The organism is Oleiagrimonas sp., from assembly GCF_027858935.1.
GTDB lineage: Bacteria > Pseudomonadota > Gammaproteobacteria > Xanthomonadales > Rhodanobacteraceae > Oleiagrimonas.
In genome coordinates this window covers 1-14,756 of sequence record NZ_JAQIBU010000313.1, presented here as the reverse complement: position 1 = coordinate 14,756, position 14,756 = coordinate 1, and the positions used below count along the sequence as shown (strand labels likewise).

Genomic DNA, 14,756 nt, shown 5'->3' with positions numbered 1-14,756 from the left:
GAATCGAATGCGCAAGACGGCGCCACACACTGCATGGCAACCTCGCAACCGAAGGGTCCTCCAGGCAAGCTGCATGATCTGCACCGGCCCGGCGCAGGCGAGGGCGATGAATCGACGTTCTGCCATACCTGTGCCTTTTCCGGGGTATGCCAGGTGGCGGGTTACGGCAAGCCGGAACTGCTCGAACTGCACTGTCTGGTCGAACACGTCGGGCCTTATCGCACCGGCGAATACGTGTTTCGCAACCGCGACCCGTTCCGCGCCATCTATGCCGTGCGCGCCGGGACCATCAAGACGGTGGTTGTCAATCGGGACGGAAACGAGCAGGTCCTGGGGTTCTTTCTTCCGGGCGAAGTGGTCGGTCTGGATGCGATCTACCCGGAGCATTATCCCTGCGATGCGATTGCCCTGGAGCCCTCTCATTTCTGCCGCTTTTCGTATCCGGCCATGACCGCGCTGGCGTCACGCGAGCCGGACGTGCAGCAGCATGTGTTTCGCATGCTGAGCAAGGAACTGGGCGCGGCATCCCTGCTGACCGGCGACCACAGCGCAGACGAGCGCATGGCGGCCTTCCTCGTTGACCTCAGCGCCCGCTACCAGGCACGGGGTTTTTCCGGCACCCATTTCCGCCTGAGCATGTCTCGCGGCGACATCGCCAATTACCTGCGACTGGCCTCGGAGACCGTCAGTCGCGTGCTCGGCCGGTTTCGCGAGCAGGGCATCCTGCGCATCGTGGGGCGCGAGGTCCAGTTCGTCGATGGCGATCGGCTTCGGGACATGGCGAGCAACGTGTTCAACGATTGACCCAGATCAGCGCGCTCCCGGGGAGCGCATGGTGTGATATCGGCATGATGACGTGCCACAACTTCGCCGAGAGCATGGCCCAGGGCGAGCCGTGTGCCTTGCACGGGTTGGCCTTTCCGCAGTCCGTGCAACCGAGAGCGCACCCGCTGCTGTACTGCGCTGCGAAGACCGGCCGGACCGCGGCTCGATCCCTGCCGCCTGAGCGATGCCCGGCATGAGTTTCGGAATCCGCGAACGGATGGCGCTGGCACAGGCGCGCAGCATGATTGATCGCATCGATGACGGGTTGCTCGTGCTGCTGGCCGCGCGTCGCAAGGCCGTGCGCGTCATTGCAGCGGTCAAGGTACATGCGGGGATGCCGACACGCGATGCGACCCGGGAACGGAGCATGCGCACGCGTGCCAACGCGATGGCGGAGCGACTCGATCTTCCATGGGACACCGCGCAGGGCGTGCTCGACCTGGCCATCGCCGATGCATGTCGGCAGCAGGACCGTTGCATTGACCTTGATCAAGGCAAAGCCCCAAGCATCCGGATGACAATGCTGCATACCATGATCCCCCGTCCACCTCTCGATTCCGTTGCAACGCGCCTGCTGCGCCTGCTGCCTCCACCACACCGCATGGCGCCGTTGTTGCGCCTGTGCCCGAGGTCCTGGCAACAGCACGCATTCGAGTTGGCGCTGGCGCATGTTCTGAAAGCGCCGCTGGCGGCGGGTGACATCGAATTCATGCAGGGCCGCCGCCTGGGGATCGAAGTCAGCGACCTGAATCTGCAGTGGGTGCTGGAACTGCGTGGCAATCGCCTGCAGGTGAGCGAGGACGAACCGGAGGCGAGTGTTCGAGGGCGCCTCACGGACCTGCTGCTGCTGGCCGGGCGGCTGGAGGATGCCGACACGCTGTTCTTCCAGCGACGACTGGAACTGACCGGGGATACCGAATTGGGTCTGACCGCGCGCAACATGCTCGACCGTCTGCCGTACGAGACGATGCCGCTGGGGTTGCGGGTATTGCTCAATCGTGGTGCGCGCCTGGCTCGTGCAGCACGAACGGCGCATGGCCGTGAAAGCTTATCGGAGGGAGGCCGATTGCAGCACAAGCCGGACGCGCAGTGAACCAGGCGGACTGCGCTACACGGTTGATCTGAAGTCATCAGCGAGGGATCGATGCATCGGGCTCAAGGACCGCATTTGCTACTGCGGTGTGTATCTGTTGCAACCGATTTTCCCCGCCTAGGATCGATGACACCACGGACTCCTCGATGTGGCCCGGGGTGGCCCACAGGGCGTCAGGTTGCTCTTGAGGACTTTGCGCTGTCAGGATGCGTTGTCGAGGCGTGATGCGACCGGACCAGAACCTGCATGGAGCGCACGCGATGACCGGGTCGGCCAGGAGTGGCAGGCTTGCATTGCCCAGGGCCTTTTTGCGGCGATATGCTTGCTTCGTGGAAGCCTTGGTACCCACCTTGAAACGATGTCCACGCCACGTGCGTGACCTCGTGGAACCGCAGTTTGCGCCGCAAGATGTTCTTGATCTGCATCAGGGCGGCTACGGAGCATGACGCGCAGACTGCTTTGCACTTTTTCTGCGGATATCCCATGAATCGACCTTCCTCTTTCGATTATGAGCAACTGCTCGCTTGTTCACGGGGCGAAATTTTCGGCCCCGGCAATGCGCGCCTGCCGGCGCCACCCATGCTGATGTTCGATCGCATCACACATATCGACGACCATGGCGGTGCCTACGGCAAGGGGCACATGGTCGCCGAACTGGACATCACGCCCGAGGCCTGGTTCTTCGCCTGCCACTTCGAGGGTGATCCGGTGATGCCGGGGTGCCTTGGGGTCGATGCGATGTGGCAGTTGAGCGGATTTTTCCTGCCTTGGCTGGGCGAGCCGGGACGCGGCCGCGCGCTTGGCGTCGGGCAGGTGAAGTTCACCGGTCAGGTGCTGCCCAGTGCGCGACTGCTCCGCTACGAGATCGATATCCGCAGAGTCATGCGTGGACGGCTTGCGCTGGTGATCACGGATGGCAAGACGTTCGTTGATGATCGTCTGATCTACGTGGCCAAGGACATGCGCGTGGGCCTGTTCCAGTCCACGGAGGCATTCTGATGCGCCGGGTGGTGGTCACGGGATTCGGTATCGTGTCCTGCCTGGGCACCTTGTCCGATGCCGTTTCAAGGGCGTTGCGCGGTGCCTGCAGCGGGATCCGGTTCATGCCCGAGTACGCCGAGCTGGGCTTGCGCAGTCATGTGGCCGGCGTTCCTGAAATCGACCTGGACGCGAGCATGGATCGCAAGCTGAAACGGTTCATGGGCGATGCGGCGGCCTATGCCTACCTGGCCATGCGCGATGCGATCGCCGACGCCGGGTTGATGCTGGAGCAGATCCGCAATCCGCGCGTGGGCGTGATCGCCGGTTCCGGTGGCGGCTCGGCGAAGTGGCAGATCCAGACCGCGGACCTGCTGCGCGACAAGGGCGTGCGCAAGGTCGGCCCGTACATGGTGCCACGCACGATGTGCTCGACGGTGTCGGCCAACCTGGCCACGGCGTTCGGCATCCTCGGCTTCAGCTATTCCATCTCGGCCGCATGCGCGACCTCGGCGCACTGCATCGGTGCCGCGGCCGACCTGATCCGCCATGGCGTGCAGGACGTGGTGTTTGCTGGCGGTGGCGAGGAAGAGCACTGGGGGATGACCGCGGAGTTCGACGCGATGGGCGCACTGTCCAGCCAGCACAACGACACCCCTCAGTCCGCATCACGGCCGTACGACACCAGTCGCGACGGTTTCGTGATCGGCGGCGGCGGCGGCATGCTGGTGTTGGAGGACTACGAACATGCCAAGGCGCGCGGCGCGCGCATCCACGCCGAACTGGTCGGCTACGGCGTGACCTCGGATGGTGCAGGCATGGTGGCGCCCTCCGGCGAGGGTGCGGTGCGCTGCATGCGCATGGCGATGCAGGATGTGCAGGCGCCGGTTGACTACCTCAACACGCACGGCACCGCCACGCCGACGGGCGATCTGGTGGAGCTTGCGGCGGTGCGCGAGGTGTTCGGCGCACACGTGCCGCCGCTGTCGTCGACCAAGGCACTGACCGGGCATTCACTCGGCGCGGCCAGCGTGCACGAGGCGATCTACAGCCTGCTGATGCTGCGCGACGGGTTTATGGCCGGATCAGCCCATATCGTGGAGATCGATCCGCAGGCCGAAGGTTTTCCGATTCTGCGCGAGAGCCGCGAGGCGACGCTGAACACGGTGATGTCCAACAGTTTCGGCTTCGGCGGTACCAATGCCAGCCTGGTCTTCGCACGGATATGATCTGGCCCTGCATCAAACATCGCGCTGTCGATGTCCGGATGCCCGGGACGTGATGCCGGTACGTGGCAGGGGGCGGGAACAGACTCTCGGCGAGGAAGTCGCCAACAGCGTCAGCCACGGGCTCGGACTGCTCCTCGCCCTGGTCGGCTTGCCGGTGCTGCTGCTGCATGCGATGCATGCCGGTGGTGCCTTGGCGGTGACCGGAGCGGCGGTTTTCGGCAGCAGCACCATCATGCTGTATCTGGCGTCCACCCTTTACCACGCCATGCCGCGCCGCCCGATCAAGCGGCTGCTGCGTGTACTGGACCACGCCGCGATCTATCTGTTGATTGCCGGCACCTACACACCGATCACGCTGGGCGTGTTGCACGGTGGCTGGGGTTGGACCCTGTTGGGCATGATCTGGGGACTGGCGCTGGCGGGACTGGTGTTCAAGTCCACGCTCGGGATGCGATTTCCGCATGTTTCCACACTGATGTATGTCGCCATGGGCTGGATGGCGGTCATCGCGATCCGTCCTTTATGGCAGCACATGGCGACCGACGGATTGCTGTGGTTGCTGGCGGGTGGGCTCGCCTACACCCTGGGTGTGGTGTTCTTCGTGCTCGATGAACGTGTCCGTTACAGTCATTTCATCTGGCATCTGTTCGTGCTCGCCGGCACGATCTGTCACTTCTTTGCCGTGCTGCTGTATGCGTTCTGACGAACGCCAGTGCAGCGGGTGGGCAAGCCCGACCCGGTCGCGACGCCAGGGTGGTGCGGACCGGGATGGTTGATGCCTGAGAGTCGGTGAGATCAGTCCGCAGGCGCTGCGTGCATGCCCGCTTCGCCATGCCAGTAGCCGTTGCGGGTGCCGATCCGTGCAGGTGCCTGTATCGATTGACGGGCGGCATCGAAGTGATCCACCACCTCGGCCATGCCAGCCGCTTGCGGATACAGGCGCAGCAGGTTGACCCCGAGTGTGCGCAGCGCGGGCAACTCCGGTCCCAGGTCGGTCACTGCCTCGCCGAGAACCTGGATGCCGTTGATGCGCAGGAACGGCTTTCCTTCTCGCGTGGCCAACGGCATGGCTTCGGGATATTCGATGCAGCGGAAGCCGCACTGGTCCTTGGCCACGTCCAGGGCGCGAGCAGTGAAGCAGCGGGCGGAGTAGGCCAGCGGCAGACGACCATGGGCGATGACCTCCAGTTCGGGCATGTCGCGTCCGTTCGCCTGCATGCACATGCGCATGTCGTGGATCAAATGCTCGCCCTGTTCCACGCCGGGAACCCAGCGCTGCAAGCCGTCCTCCATGAGCAGCGCCAGCGCCTCATGGTTGTAGATGTTCAGTGAGGGTCCGGCCACGAAGGGCAAGCGTTTCTCGCGGCACAGCTGCACGGCGGACAGATCGTTGGCTTCGACCATGGGGCCGGCTTCAACCAGCCGCCGCAGGACGCCGAGTTCGGATTCGGCTTCGATCAGGGCCAGGGATGAGAGCACCACCTGCTTGCCCTCGGCGGCAAGTGTCTCGGCCAGATCCAGCCAGTCGCGAGTGCCGAGTTCACGCCGTTTGCTGCACACCGTCTCGCCCAGGTAGATGGTATCGACTGGCCAGTGTGCGGCTTCGCGATAGAACGCCAGGGTCTGTTCGCGCGGCCAGAAATACTGCAGGGGACCAAGGCTCAGTTTCATCGGTGCATTCCGTTCAATGCCAATGGCGGTGGTAGGGGCCGAGCGTGGTCTGGTGCCCCTCGGCGTGCTGTGACAGGGTCTGGTCCCACTCCGGCTTGCGCTTCCAGTGGTCCGGAGCGGCTTCAAGGCGATCAAGCGCCGTGCGCCAGGTATGGGTGACGGAGCGGACGTAGGCGACGCCACGCTGGCGACCCTCGATCTTGAGCGCCGCCACTCCGGCCCTGGCCAGGCGTGGAAGCAGTTCCAGCGTGTTCAGGCTGGTCGGCTCCTCGAGCGCATGGAAGGTCTCGCCGGCTACCTGGAAACGCCCCTTGCAGACCGTCGGGTAGCCTGCCGGTTCGCCCTGCTGGAAGCGATCGACCAGCACATGGTTCAGGCGCACGCTCCGACTGCCATCGTCATGCTCCTCCCAACGCACGAAACGCGCCGGGGAACATACGCCGTGGCGATTGGGAGAAGCACCGGTGGCATAGCTGGACAGTTGGCAACGTCCTTCGACCATGATGCACAGGCTGCCGAAGGCAAACACTTCCAGCGGTACGGGTGCATTGCTGCACAGGCGTTCGACCTGCTGGATGGACAACACCCGCGGCAGCACGGCGCGCTGGATGCCGAAGCGCTCATGCATGTAGCGCAAGGCGGGCGCGGTGGTGGCCGAACCCTGCACGGACAGGTGGCGTGGAAGCTGCGGGTGCGTGCGCATGGCGTAGTCGAGTACGGCCATCTCGGCGACGATGATCGCGTCGCAACCGAAGTCGGCGGCCTTGTCGACGGCAGCCTTCCAGGTATCCAGGTGCATGCAGTCCGGGTAGGTGTTCAGGGCCAGGTAGACCTTGCGCTGACGCGCATGCGCGTAGGCGATACCCCTGTGCAATTCGTCGTCGCTGAAATTCAGGCCGGGGAAGGCGCGTGCGTTGGTCTGGTCGCGCAGGCCAGCGTAGACCGCGTCCGCTCCCTCGTCGATGGCCGTCTGCAGTGCAGGAAGGTTGCCGGCTGGACAGACCAGTTGCATGCGCGTAGCTCCTCATCAAGGCAGGGCGCCATCGTGTCACGCAAAAACGATGCTTGCGTTGACCTGGATCAGATCGCAACGGGCACGGGATCGATACCCTGAGGTCCTCCGCAGGTTTTGGAGTGAAGCAGGAGCAGGCATGACCGACTACATCCAGGTATGGCAATGCGCCGGTTGCGGCAGGATCGAGGCACCTCAGCCGTGCATCGGGATCTGCAGCGACCGCAAGGTGCTGATGGTGGCGCTCGACGAGCACGAGCGCGCGCTTGCACAATCCGGGGAACTGCAGGAACGCATTGATGCCTTGCGGATGCTGTTGACGCGATTCGTCGGCGCATCGCCGCGCGCCGGGGGGTGGGAACGCTCCTGGAAGCTTCTGCAGGAGCAGGCGGCCCAGGCCCTTCGCCACGATGCCTGCCGCGCTGGCGAGACCTAGGCTTTAGGTCTGCGCAGGGCCGCGCAGGGTGTCGGTGGTGGCCAGTTGCGACCACAGCGCATCGACGCGGCGTTGCACCTCGGTATCGGGCACGATGGGACGGCTCCAGGTGCGCGTGGTTTCGCCAGGCCATTTGTTGGTGGCATCGATGCCGAGCTTGGAACCAAGGTTCGGTGTCGGACTGGAAAAATCCAGATAGTCGATCGGGGTGTTTTCCACCAGCATGGTGTCGCGTGCCGGATCGACCCGTGTGGCCAAGGCCCAGATCACCGCGGACCAGTCACGCACGTCGATGTCGTCGTCGGTGACGATCACGAACTTGGTGTACGTGAACTGGCGCAGGTACGACCAGATCCCCATCATCACCCTGCGGGCGTGCCCAGGGTATTGCTTGCGGATGCTGACCACCGCGATCCGATACGAGCAGGCTTCGGCAGGCAGATGGAAGTCGATGATCTCGGGGAAGACCTTCTGCAGGATCGGCACGAATACATCGTTGAGCGCCATGGCCAGGACCGAAGGCTCGTCGAACGGTGCGCGCCCCATGTAGCTGCCGTGGTAGATCGCGTCACGCCGCAGCTGCATGCGCTCGATGGTCAGTACCGGGAAATGATCCTGCGCATTGTAGTATCCGGTGTGGTCGCCAAACGGCCCTTCCAGCGCCGCATCGCCAGGATGAATGCATCCCTCGAGGACGATCTCGGCGCCGGCGGGTGCATCCAGACCGCTGCGTGGACTGGTCCACACACGCGTGCGCTGGCCACGCAGCAGGCCGGCGAATTCGTATTCGGACAGCGTGTCCGGCACCGGCGCCACGGCCGCCAGCATCGTGGCCGGATCGGCACCCAGGGCGACCAGCACGGGAAAGGGCTGGTCCGGGTGTGCGTGCTGCCAGTCCCGGTAGTCCTGTGCGCCGCCGCGGTGCGGCAGCCAGCGCATGATGACGCGCCGGGGTCCGATGACCTGCTGACGGTAGATGGCCACGTTCTGGCGTTGCTGACGGGGACCTCGCGTGACCACCAGGCCGAAGGTGATCAGGCGACCGGCATCCTCGGGCCAGCAGGTCTGCACCGGGAGTCGGGCCAGGTCGATGTCCTCGCCTTCCAGGGTTTGCTCGGTGAAGGCGGCTTCGCGCACACGCTGCGGCGCCACATGGGCCAGTTGGGCCAGTTCGGGCCAGGATGCCAGGGCCTGGCGCAGGTTTCCGGGCCAGCGGGGTTCCTTGATCGAGGCGAGCAATTGGCCCAGTTCGCGCAGGCTTGAAAGCGGCCGGCCGGCGAGGGCGCTCTCGATGCGTTTGCGGTGCCCGAACAGGTTGCCCAGCAGGGCGTGTGCCGAACCGGTCGGGCGCTCCATCAACAGGGCCGGACCGCCTTCGCGCAGCGCGCGCATGCACAGGGCAGTCGACTCCTGGTTCGGGTCGACCGGTTCACGCACGCGCAGCAACTGGCCGCGATGTTCAAGATGGCCCAGGAAGGTGCGAAGGTCGTGGAAGCTCAAGGCATGGGCCTATGGCAATCCGGAGATCGACAGGCTGCCTTCGTCGTCTGCTTCGGTCAGCAGCTTTCGGTGGATCGTGCCCAGGGCTTCGATCAGTCGGGCACGGGCCTCGCAGGCGTATGGATTTTCCTGCTGGATGGCCGCGAACAGGTGCCCTGCATCGCCGCGCACGGCGGCCAGCATGTTCTTCAGGCCCTGGAAGGAGGGGGGCGCGAGCGTGAGGTCCTCACCCACACCCATGTCGACCAGGCCCTTGGCGATGAAGAAGGCCAGCGCGTGGGTCCCTGCCATGGCGCGGTCATGGGCGATCGGATCCTGGTCGATCACTTCGCAGCCGAGGCTGGAAAACAGCGCCCGGGCGCGTTGCGCCGCCTGCGGATGCAGCACACTGGCGCATACCACGGTGCGCAACGGGCGCTCGCCGCGGGCCAGGCTCAATGGCCCGAACAGGGGGTGGGTGCCGGCATGCGGAATTTCCGCGGCAAGGACATCCTCCATAAGCGTGCACGGGTGCATTTTCACGCTGCCGACGTCGATCACGGTATGGCGGCTGTCCAGATGCGGCCGCACCTCCAGAAGGGCCGCGCGCATGGCGGGAACCGGCATGGCCAGCACCACCCATTGCGCGCCCTCGACCGCTTGCGCGGGGCTTGCGGCAGCAAAGGCCTCGGGGACGTTTCCCCCGGGGTCGTGGATGCGAACCGTATGCCCGGCCTGGACCAGCATTTCGGCCAGGGCCTGTCCGAATCGGCCATGGCCGAGCAATGCGAAGGTCATGGCGCATGTTCCGTCTGTGTTGGGGGTTGCATGCGCATTTGGCTGTTCGTGTCCGCGGGAGGCGGGCGGTTCATGCGCATGCTCACTCATGATGCCGCAGCCATTTCCAGGGATGCGAGCATGCGTACGCGGCGGCCGAGGAATTCGAAATACCGCTCGATGTAGCTGATGTCGTTCTCATGATCGATCAGGTACGGGTTCATCAGCGTATGGCGCAGGATCAGCAGGCAATCGTTGTCCTCGTGGTCGCCCAGGGAATCCAGGTCCAGGTGCAGGGCGTCGAGGATACGTGCGGTTTCGTGAGGACCAAGCATACCGGGTTGCAGGCTGGTCATCGAACCAAAGAATTCCTTCAGTTGCAGGGGCCGTGTCGGGTCGATGCGAAGGTTTTCGTGCAGTTCGCGGACGTAGGCATTGGCCACGGCAACACGGGTGTTGCCGCGTGGATTCAGCGCAACGCAGACAAGGTTGCTGTCGGGCGTGAACGGCACCATGACATGCAGGTGCTCGCTGATCTCGCGGGCGAACCTGCGGGCACAGGCGAGAAACAATTCGGCGGCACGAACCGTGGCGTGAGGCAGGCGACCGAAATGAAGGTGATCGAGCGGAAGGACCTTGTGGGTCACGTATACCGCAGCTGCCGCGGCACCGGACTTGGAGCCCTCGGGGATGAACTGTCCCAGGTTGCGGTAGCGCTGAAGGTAGCTGCCGGGAGTGGTGCGATGGAAGACATAGTCGGCACGTTCGGCCAGCAGCGCCATGGCGCGATGGTCCCGGCACACGAAGGCTCCCGCACCATAGGGCAGGTAGCCGAGCTTGTGCGGATCGACCGTGGTCGTGTCGGTGTCCGCCAGCGCGGCAAAAGCCGCATGCACCCGTTGCGTCGGGAACGTGCGGAATTCGCCGGTCATGTCCTTGCGTGATCGCAGGCTGCCGTCTTCGCGGCGGAACAGGGTGGCCAGATAACCGCCCCAGGCTGCATCGACGTGAACGGAAAAATCCAGTCCTCGCGCACGCGATTGAAGGCGCGCGTCGAGGATGGCGTCGACCGGGTCGATGGTGCCGTATTCGGTGCTGCCCAGGATGGCCACGCACATCAGTACGGGCTGCCTTGCACGGATGCACTCGTCGAGCACAAGCTGCAGCGCCTTCGGGTCCATCCGCATGCCGTCGGTTGCTACCAGGCGCAGTTGCCGGCGACCGAGGCCGAGCATCTTCATGCCCTTGCTCCACGAATAGTGCGCGGTGACGGGCGCCAGCACTACCGGTACACGCAGCGTGGGGTGCTCCTCGAAGAAAGCGGCCAGTCCGAGTTGTTCGATCCGTGCATCCTGCACGCGTTGCTGCCAGCGATGCCGCTCGTGGCCTGGTTGCAGGGCAAGCCATGCCTGCCATTGTTCCAGAAGGTCGATGACCCGGCTTGCAGGCAGGTTGAAAGCCTCCCAGTCCTCGTCGGGGAGGCCAAGCTCCGGGACCTGGGCGGCACGCAGCGCGACTGGAAAGGCTTTCAGGGAAAGTGCCAGCCGCAAAGCCTGGAAATTGGCCAGCGATCCTCCCGAGGTGACATGCCCGAAGGCACAGGCGGGTTTTTCGGGATCATGCGGATAGCCGAGCATGCGAGCCAGTTGCAGACCCACCTGGACTTCCATGTCGACGGTGACCGGCGCGGCTTCCTCGCTGACGTTGTTGGGGTTGTAGGGAAGTGTCAGCATCTGCGCCGCGAGGCCCGGGAGCAGCAGGTCCGAGACCATGTGGCCCATGTAGCGCGGGCTGTGGAACGGGACGGATTTCTTCAGCGCGGCCGAAAGCTGGTGCAGCTCACGTCGCATGCGCGATTCGAACGCCAGATAGTCCGGGTGCTGCGCCGTGGCCGTGGCAATGGCAGGCGGGTCTTCCGGGTGAAAGTTGCGCCGCCAGTACACGTGGTCGCGCAGAAATTCCAGCATCATTTTTTCGAGCAGGGCATCGTTTTCGCCGTAGGGACCAAGAAAGCAGGCGTCCAGCGCATGATCATGCGGTTCATTGATATGTGGGTGATTCATTGCAGCCCTCCATGGAACCATCCCAGGGGAGAATGCGTGCGCGCAATGCCGATCATGCTCACGTAGACCAGCAGCGCAGCGACGAAGAAGATGCGCTTCCATGCCTGCGTACGCGCGCGTTTGAGAGCCAGGCTGCCGAGGATGATGTAGACCACCAGCAGGGCCAGTTTCGCGCTCAGCCAGCCATTGGAAAACATGGCATGTGGAAGTATTGCGACCAGCACCACGCCGGCTATCAGCAGCACGCTGTCGATGCCGTAGCTGAGCCAGCGTATGCCACGCCTTCCGGCCATGCGTTCACGGCCGGCCTGGACCATCACGCCTCGCCACGCGAACAGGCAGCCACTCATGAGCACGGCACTAACGTGGATCCACTTCACGGGCGAGTACAGTGCGAGCATGTTCATGCGGTGACGTCCCGTGATGGCGGGGCCTGGGCATCCGGGCCAAGCGTACCCAGGCGAAGCCCGTGGCCGATGCGTTCGGCGACGGCGATCACATGCCTCGCAGAGGCCGGATCCAGCACGTCGTTGGCGGTTTGCCGCCACAAGGCCAGCCATTGCGCAAAGTGGTTGGCATGGATCGGGAGCCGGCGGTGCATGTCCATGGGCTTGCCCCGATAGTAATTCACGCGCAGGGCAACCCAGCACCAGTACGTGATCAGTCGCTGCTCATGTGCAACCCAGTCGGTCACGGAGGCCTCGAAAACAGGTCCTAGCGAGGCATGACTGCGTACTCGGGCATAAAAGCGCTTGACCAGCAGGGCAATACCGTCGGTGGTGAGTCCGGTGGGCGTGGAAGGCTCGTCTATCATGCGTGGAGCATAGAGCCGCCGTGACCCAGGCTCCTTGATCTGGATCAGTCTGCAGCGGTACCTGCGGTGCTGAGGGGAGCAAGGCCTGCCGGTCCCGCTTGCCGTCAGGTTGTGGGTCGTTCCGGAAGCATCGAACCGAGATGAGCGACGGCCTGCACCAAGCCGGCCGCAACCAGGCAACCTGAGGCCAGTTCCAGGTCATCGTGTTGCTGCCGGTCAGGATGATGGCGCTGTCCACCGGAACGGTCTGTACGCGGCTGCGGCCGGGCTGCACGGATGATCTGGCCCATGCATGGATCGGATGGGTTCCCGGGCGCATGGAAGCCGATCCGCAATCCGTTGGTTGACGATGTCCGTAGTTGATGCATAAGGGTCAAGCGTGACTGAATTGACCGACGCGTTATGCTGTCCGACTCGATCCTCCTATTCTTGAAACGCAAAGAGGTTGCATATGTCCAAGGTGGCTTTCCAGGGTAATCCGGTGCAGGTTGACGGCACATTTCCGCAGGTGGGGCATCAGGCGCCCGAGTTTTCGCTGGTCAGCGGAGACCTGAAGGATCTGGGGCTGGACGCGTTTGCCGGCAAGCGCAAGGTGTTGAACATCTTCCCGAGCGTGGACACGGGCGTGTGTGCCGCTTCGGTGCGCCGCTTCAATGAACTGGCAGGCACCCTGGACAACACCGTGGTGCTGTGCATTTCCGCGGACCTTCCCTTTGCGCAGGGACGTTTTTGCGGCGCCGAGGGGCTTGACCACGTGACCATGCTTTCGACCATGCGCGGCGAAGCCTTCCTAGTCGATTACGGCGTAGCACTTGCCGAAGGGCCACTGGCCGGGGTTGCCGCGCGTGCGGTGGTCGTGCTGGACGAGGACAACCGGGTGCTGCACGCCGAGCTGGTATCCGAGATTACCCATGAGCCCGATTACGAGGCTGCCCTGAAGCCGTTGGCCTGATCCAGTCCATGCGACGCGCGCCGGACATCAGGTCCTGCGCGCGTCGTCGCTGGCGGGCGTTCAGTATCAGGGGCCTAAAAAGGGGGGCGTTTGCGCGCCGGGCCCCGAAGTGGTGCGGTGCGTTCAAATTCCCACTCGGCGCATCGTGGCCGGCAGTCACCAGGGCAACCGATCCATTGCGCGTGCGTGGTCAGCAGAACGCGTCTTGCCTATCGGTGTTGCCTGGACGGCCACCGGTCGCTGTGCTTGTGCATGGCCAGCGACCAGCGCAAAACCATAGGCCTCTTTCGTGGTGGCCTGTTTTCGGTGGCTCCGAAAGCTCGGCGTCTTTTTCGTGGCACTGCGTCAGTGCGCGGTCCGCAACATGAGTAATTTCGCACCGTTGTGTGTGATGGATACACGCAGATACCGCGTTCCCGAGCCTTTGGCGACGCTATTGGCAACCACGTTCTTGAGATAGTGATGCAGCAGCGCGCTCAGGCCCGAATTGGGGAAGGCATTCAGTGTCCATGTCCTGATGGGCTTGCCGTCGGCATCGAAGCCGACCATGTATTCGGCGACTCCATTCAAGTTGGAGGTCTTGATCGAATCAGCGCCCCCCGCCTGCTGGATCAGAAAGGTCCGGCCATCGCGGTTCTCGGAATGAATGGCATCAATACCCCTGCGGATGGACTTGTCGAAGCGCTGGACCATCGTGCCGACGTAGCCCCGGGTGGCCTAGTGGAGCTTGCCGCCCGCATCGAGGATGCCCTTGATCAGGTTGGCCGCGTAGCTGTCTGTTCGACCGGCGCGTGCGGGGAGCATCGGGTCGAGGTAACGGGCATACAGTTGCGCCCAGACCATCGCCTGGGGCTCGCGGCCGGCGCCCAGCTCCAGTTCAGCCATCTTGGCCATGGCCAGCACGTCGCCGTGCACGGCTGCGCTGGCAAGCAGCTTGCGTGCCTGGACCAGGTTCACGGTTACCGGCGATCCGGTGATCGCGGGCCCCTGCCAATAGAAGGTGCCAGCCAGATCCTGGGCGCGTACCTGGCCGCGGTTGGCCAACGCGATGATGTGTGCAAACAGCTTCATGCGTTCCGCCTTCGGCTTTGCGCTGTCCAGCAGGTGTGGACTGAAGCCGTTTTCGGTATAGGCCGGTGGCGGACCGGACTGGGCGATCGCCGTGCAGGAAAAGGCGCTGGCAAGCAGGACCAACACCGCCCACAACATCAATTTCGTGTTCATCATGTGCACCTGTCTACCGGGAGGAAAGGGAGGCCTGCATGCGCAGGCATGCAGGCCGGTGTCCAAGGCGTCCTCATTGGAGCCGATATCGGCGCAAATCCTGGACTCAGCCGGCTGCGACCAGTGCCGCGGTCATGTCCAGCATGCGGTTGGAGAAACCCCATTCATTGTCGTACCAGGACAGCACCTTGACCATGGTGCCG

Annotated in this window: 16 protein-coding genes; 7 read left to right on the top strand and 9 right to left on the bottom strand. The window is 64.0% G+C overall.

Annotated elements, in window-relative coordinates:
* Positions 1-33 precede the first annotated feature (33 nt).
* The 5 genes from PF446_RS11635 to PF446_RS11615 all read left to right on the top strand — a co-directional run bounded on the left by PF446_RS11635 (position 34) and on the right by PF446_RS11615 (position 4,828).
* Positions 34-804, top strand: a complete 771-nt coding sequence (locus tag PF446_RS11635; RefSeq protein ID WP_298071784.1) for a cyclic nucleotide-binding domain-containing protein — start codon at positions 34-36, stop codon at positions 802-804.
* Between the two features lie 214 nt (positions 805-1,018).
* Positions 1,019-1,918, top strand: coding sequence for an SCP2 sterol-binding domain-containing protein (locus tag PF446_RS11630; RefSeq protein ID WP_298071750.1), 900 nt, complete (start codon positions 1,019-1,021; stop codon positions 1,916-1,918).
* 483 nt (positions 1,919-2,401) lie between these two features.
* Positions 2,402-2,917, top strand: coding sequence for a 3-hydroxyacyl-[acyl-carrier-protein] dehydratase FabA (gene fabA / locus PF446_RS11625; RefSeq protein ID WP_298071748.1), 516 nt, complete (start codon positions 2,402-2,404; stop codon positions 2,915-2,917).
* Entirely contained in the window at positions 2,917-4,125 is a 1,209-nt protein-coding gene (gene fabB / locus PF446_RS11620) for a beta-ketoacyl-ACP synthase I (RefSeq protein ID WP_298071745.1), read from the top strand. The genes fabA and fabB overlap by 1 nt, the downstream gene beginning before the upstream one ends.
* A gap of 52 nt (positions 4,126-4,177) precedes the next feature.
* Positions 4,178-4,828 carry a hemolysin III family protein gene (locus PF446_RS11615; protein ID WP_298071782.1) on the top strand — a complete coding sequence of 217 codons (651 nt, stop codon included), beginning with the start codon at positions 4,178-4,180 and terminating at the stop codon, positions 4,826-4,828.
* A 92-nt stretch (positions 4,829-4,920) separates the two neighbouring features.
* On the opposite strand, the gene PF446_RS11610 is transcribed toward PF446_RS11615, so the two are convergent.
* Together PF446_RS11610 and PF446_RS11605 are read right to left on the bottom strand one after the other, a co-directional pair.
* Positions 4,921-5,796, bottom strand: coding sequence for a U32 family peptidase (locus tag PF446_RS11610; RefSeq protein WP_298071743.1), 876 nt, complete (start codon positions 5,794-5,796; stop codon positions 4,921-4,923).
* A gap of 13 nt (positions 5,797-5,809) precedes the next feature.
* Positions 5,810-6,808, bottom strand: coding sequence for a peptidase U32 family protein (locus tag PF446_RS11605; RefSeq protein ID WP_298071742.1), 999 nt, complete (start codon positions 6,806-6,808; stop codon positions 5,810-5,812).
* Between the two features lie 139 nt (positions 6,809-6,947).
* On the opposite strand from PF446_RS11605, the gene PF446_RS11600 reads away from it, so the two are divergent.
* On the top strand, positions 6,948-7,244 hold the full coding sequence (locus PF446_RS11600; protein ID WP_298071740.1) for a hypothetical protein: 297 nt from the start codon (positions 6,948-6,950) through the stop codon (positions 7,242-7,244).
* 3 nt (positions 7,245-7,247) lie between these two features.
* Here the strand turns inward: PF446_RS11600 and PF446_RS11595 are convergent, their stop codons facing one another.
* From PF446_RS11595 to PF446_RS11575, 5 genes are all read right to left on the bottom strand, one after another.
* A complete protein-coding gene (locus tag PF446_RS11595) occupies positions 7,248-8,744 on the bottom strand; it encodes a UbiD family decarboxylase (protein ID WP_298071738.1) in 1,497 nt (498 codons plus the stop codon).
* A gap of 9 nt (positions 8,745-8,753) precedes the next feature.
* The gene (locus tag PF446_RS11590) at positions 8,754-9,521 is read right to left on the bottom strand and encodes a prephenate dehydrogenase/arogenate dehydrogenase family protein (protein ID WP_298071736.1); all 768 of its coding nucleotides are present in this window, start codon (positions 9,519-9,521) and stop codon (positions 8,754-8,756) included.
* Positions 9,522-9,607: 86 nt separating this feature from the next.
* Positions 9,608-11,563: a pyridoxal-dependent decarboxylase gene (locus PF446_RS11585; protein ID WP_298071734.1), complete on the bottom strand. Its 1,956-nt coding sequence runs from the start codon at positions 11,561-11,563 to the stop codon at positions 9,608-9,610.
* Positions 11,560-11,970, bottom strand: a complete 411-nt coding sequence (locus PF446_RS11580) for a SirB2 family protein (RefSeq protein ID WP_298071732.1) — start codon at positions 11,968-11,970, stop codon at positions 11,560-11,562. The genes PF446_RS11585 and PF446_RS11580 overlap by 4 nt, the downstream gene beginning before the upstream one ends.
* Complete coding sequence (locus PF446_RS11575) at positions 11,967-12,377, bottom strand: group III truncated hemoglobin (protein WP_298071730.1); 411 nt, start codon at positions 12,375-12,377, stop codon at positions 11,967-11,969. The genes PF446_RS11580 and PF446_RS11575 overlap by 4 nt, the downstream gene beginning before the upstream one ends.
* Positions 12,378-12,828: 451 nt before the next feature.
* On the opposite strand from PF446_RS11575, the gene tpx reads away from it, so the two are divergent.
* Positions 12,829-13,329 (top strand): thiol peroxidase, encoded by a 501-nt coding sequence (gene tpx / locus PF446_RS11570; RefSeq protein WP_298071728.1) that lies wholly within the window; start codon positions 12,829-12,831, stop codon positions 13,327-13,329.
* A gap of 345 nt (positions 13,330-13,674) precedes the next feature.
* Here tpx and PF446_RS11565 read toward each other — a convergent pair whose 3' ends face one another.
* Together PF446_RS11565 and PF446_RS11560 are read right to left on the bottom strand one after the other, a co-directional pair.
* Complete coding sequence (locus tag PF446_RS11565; RefSeq protein ID WP_298071726.1) at positions 13,675-14,022, bottom strand: hypothetical protein; 348 nt, start codon at positions 14,020-14,022, stop codon at positions 13,675-13,677.
* 24 nt (positions 14,023-14,046) lie between these two features.
* The gene (locus PF446_RS11560; protein ID WP_298071725.1) at positions 14,047-14,556 is read right to left on the bottom strand and encodes a hypothetical protein; all 510 of its coding nucleotides are present in this window, start codon (positions 14,554-14,556) and stop codon (positions 14,047-14,049) included.
* Positions 14,557-14,756: the final 200 nt, after the last annotated feature.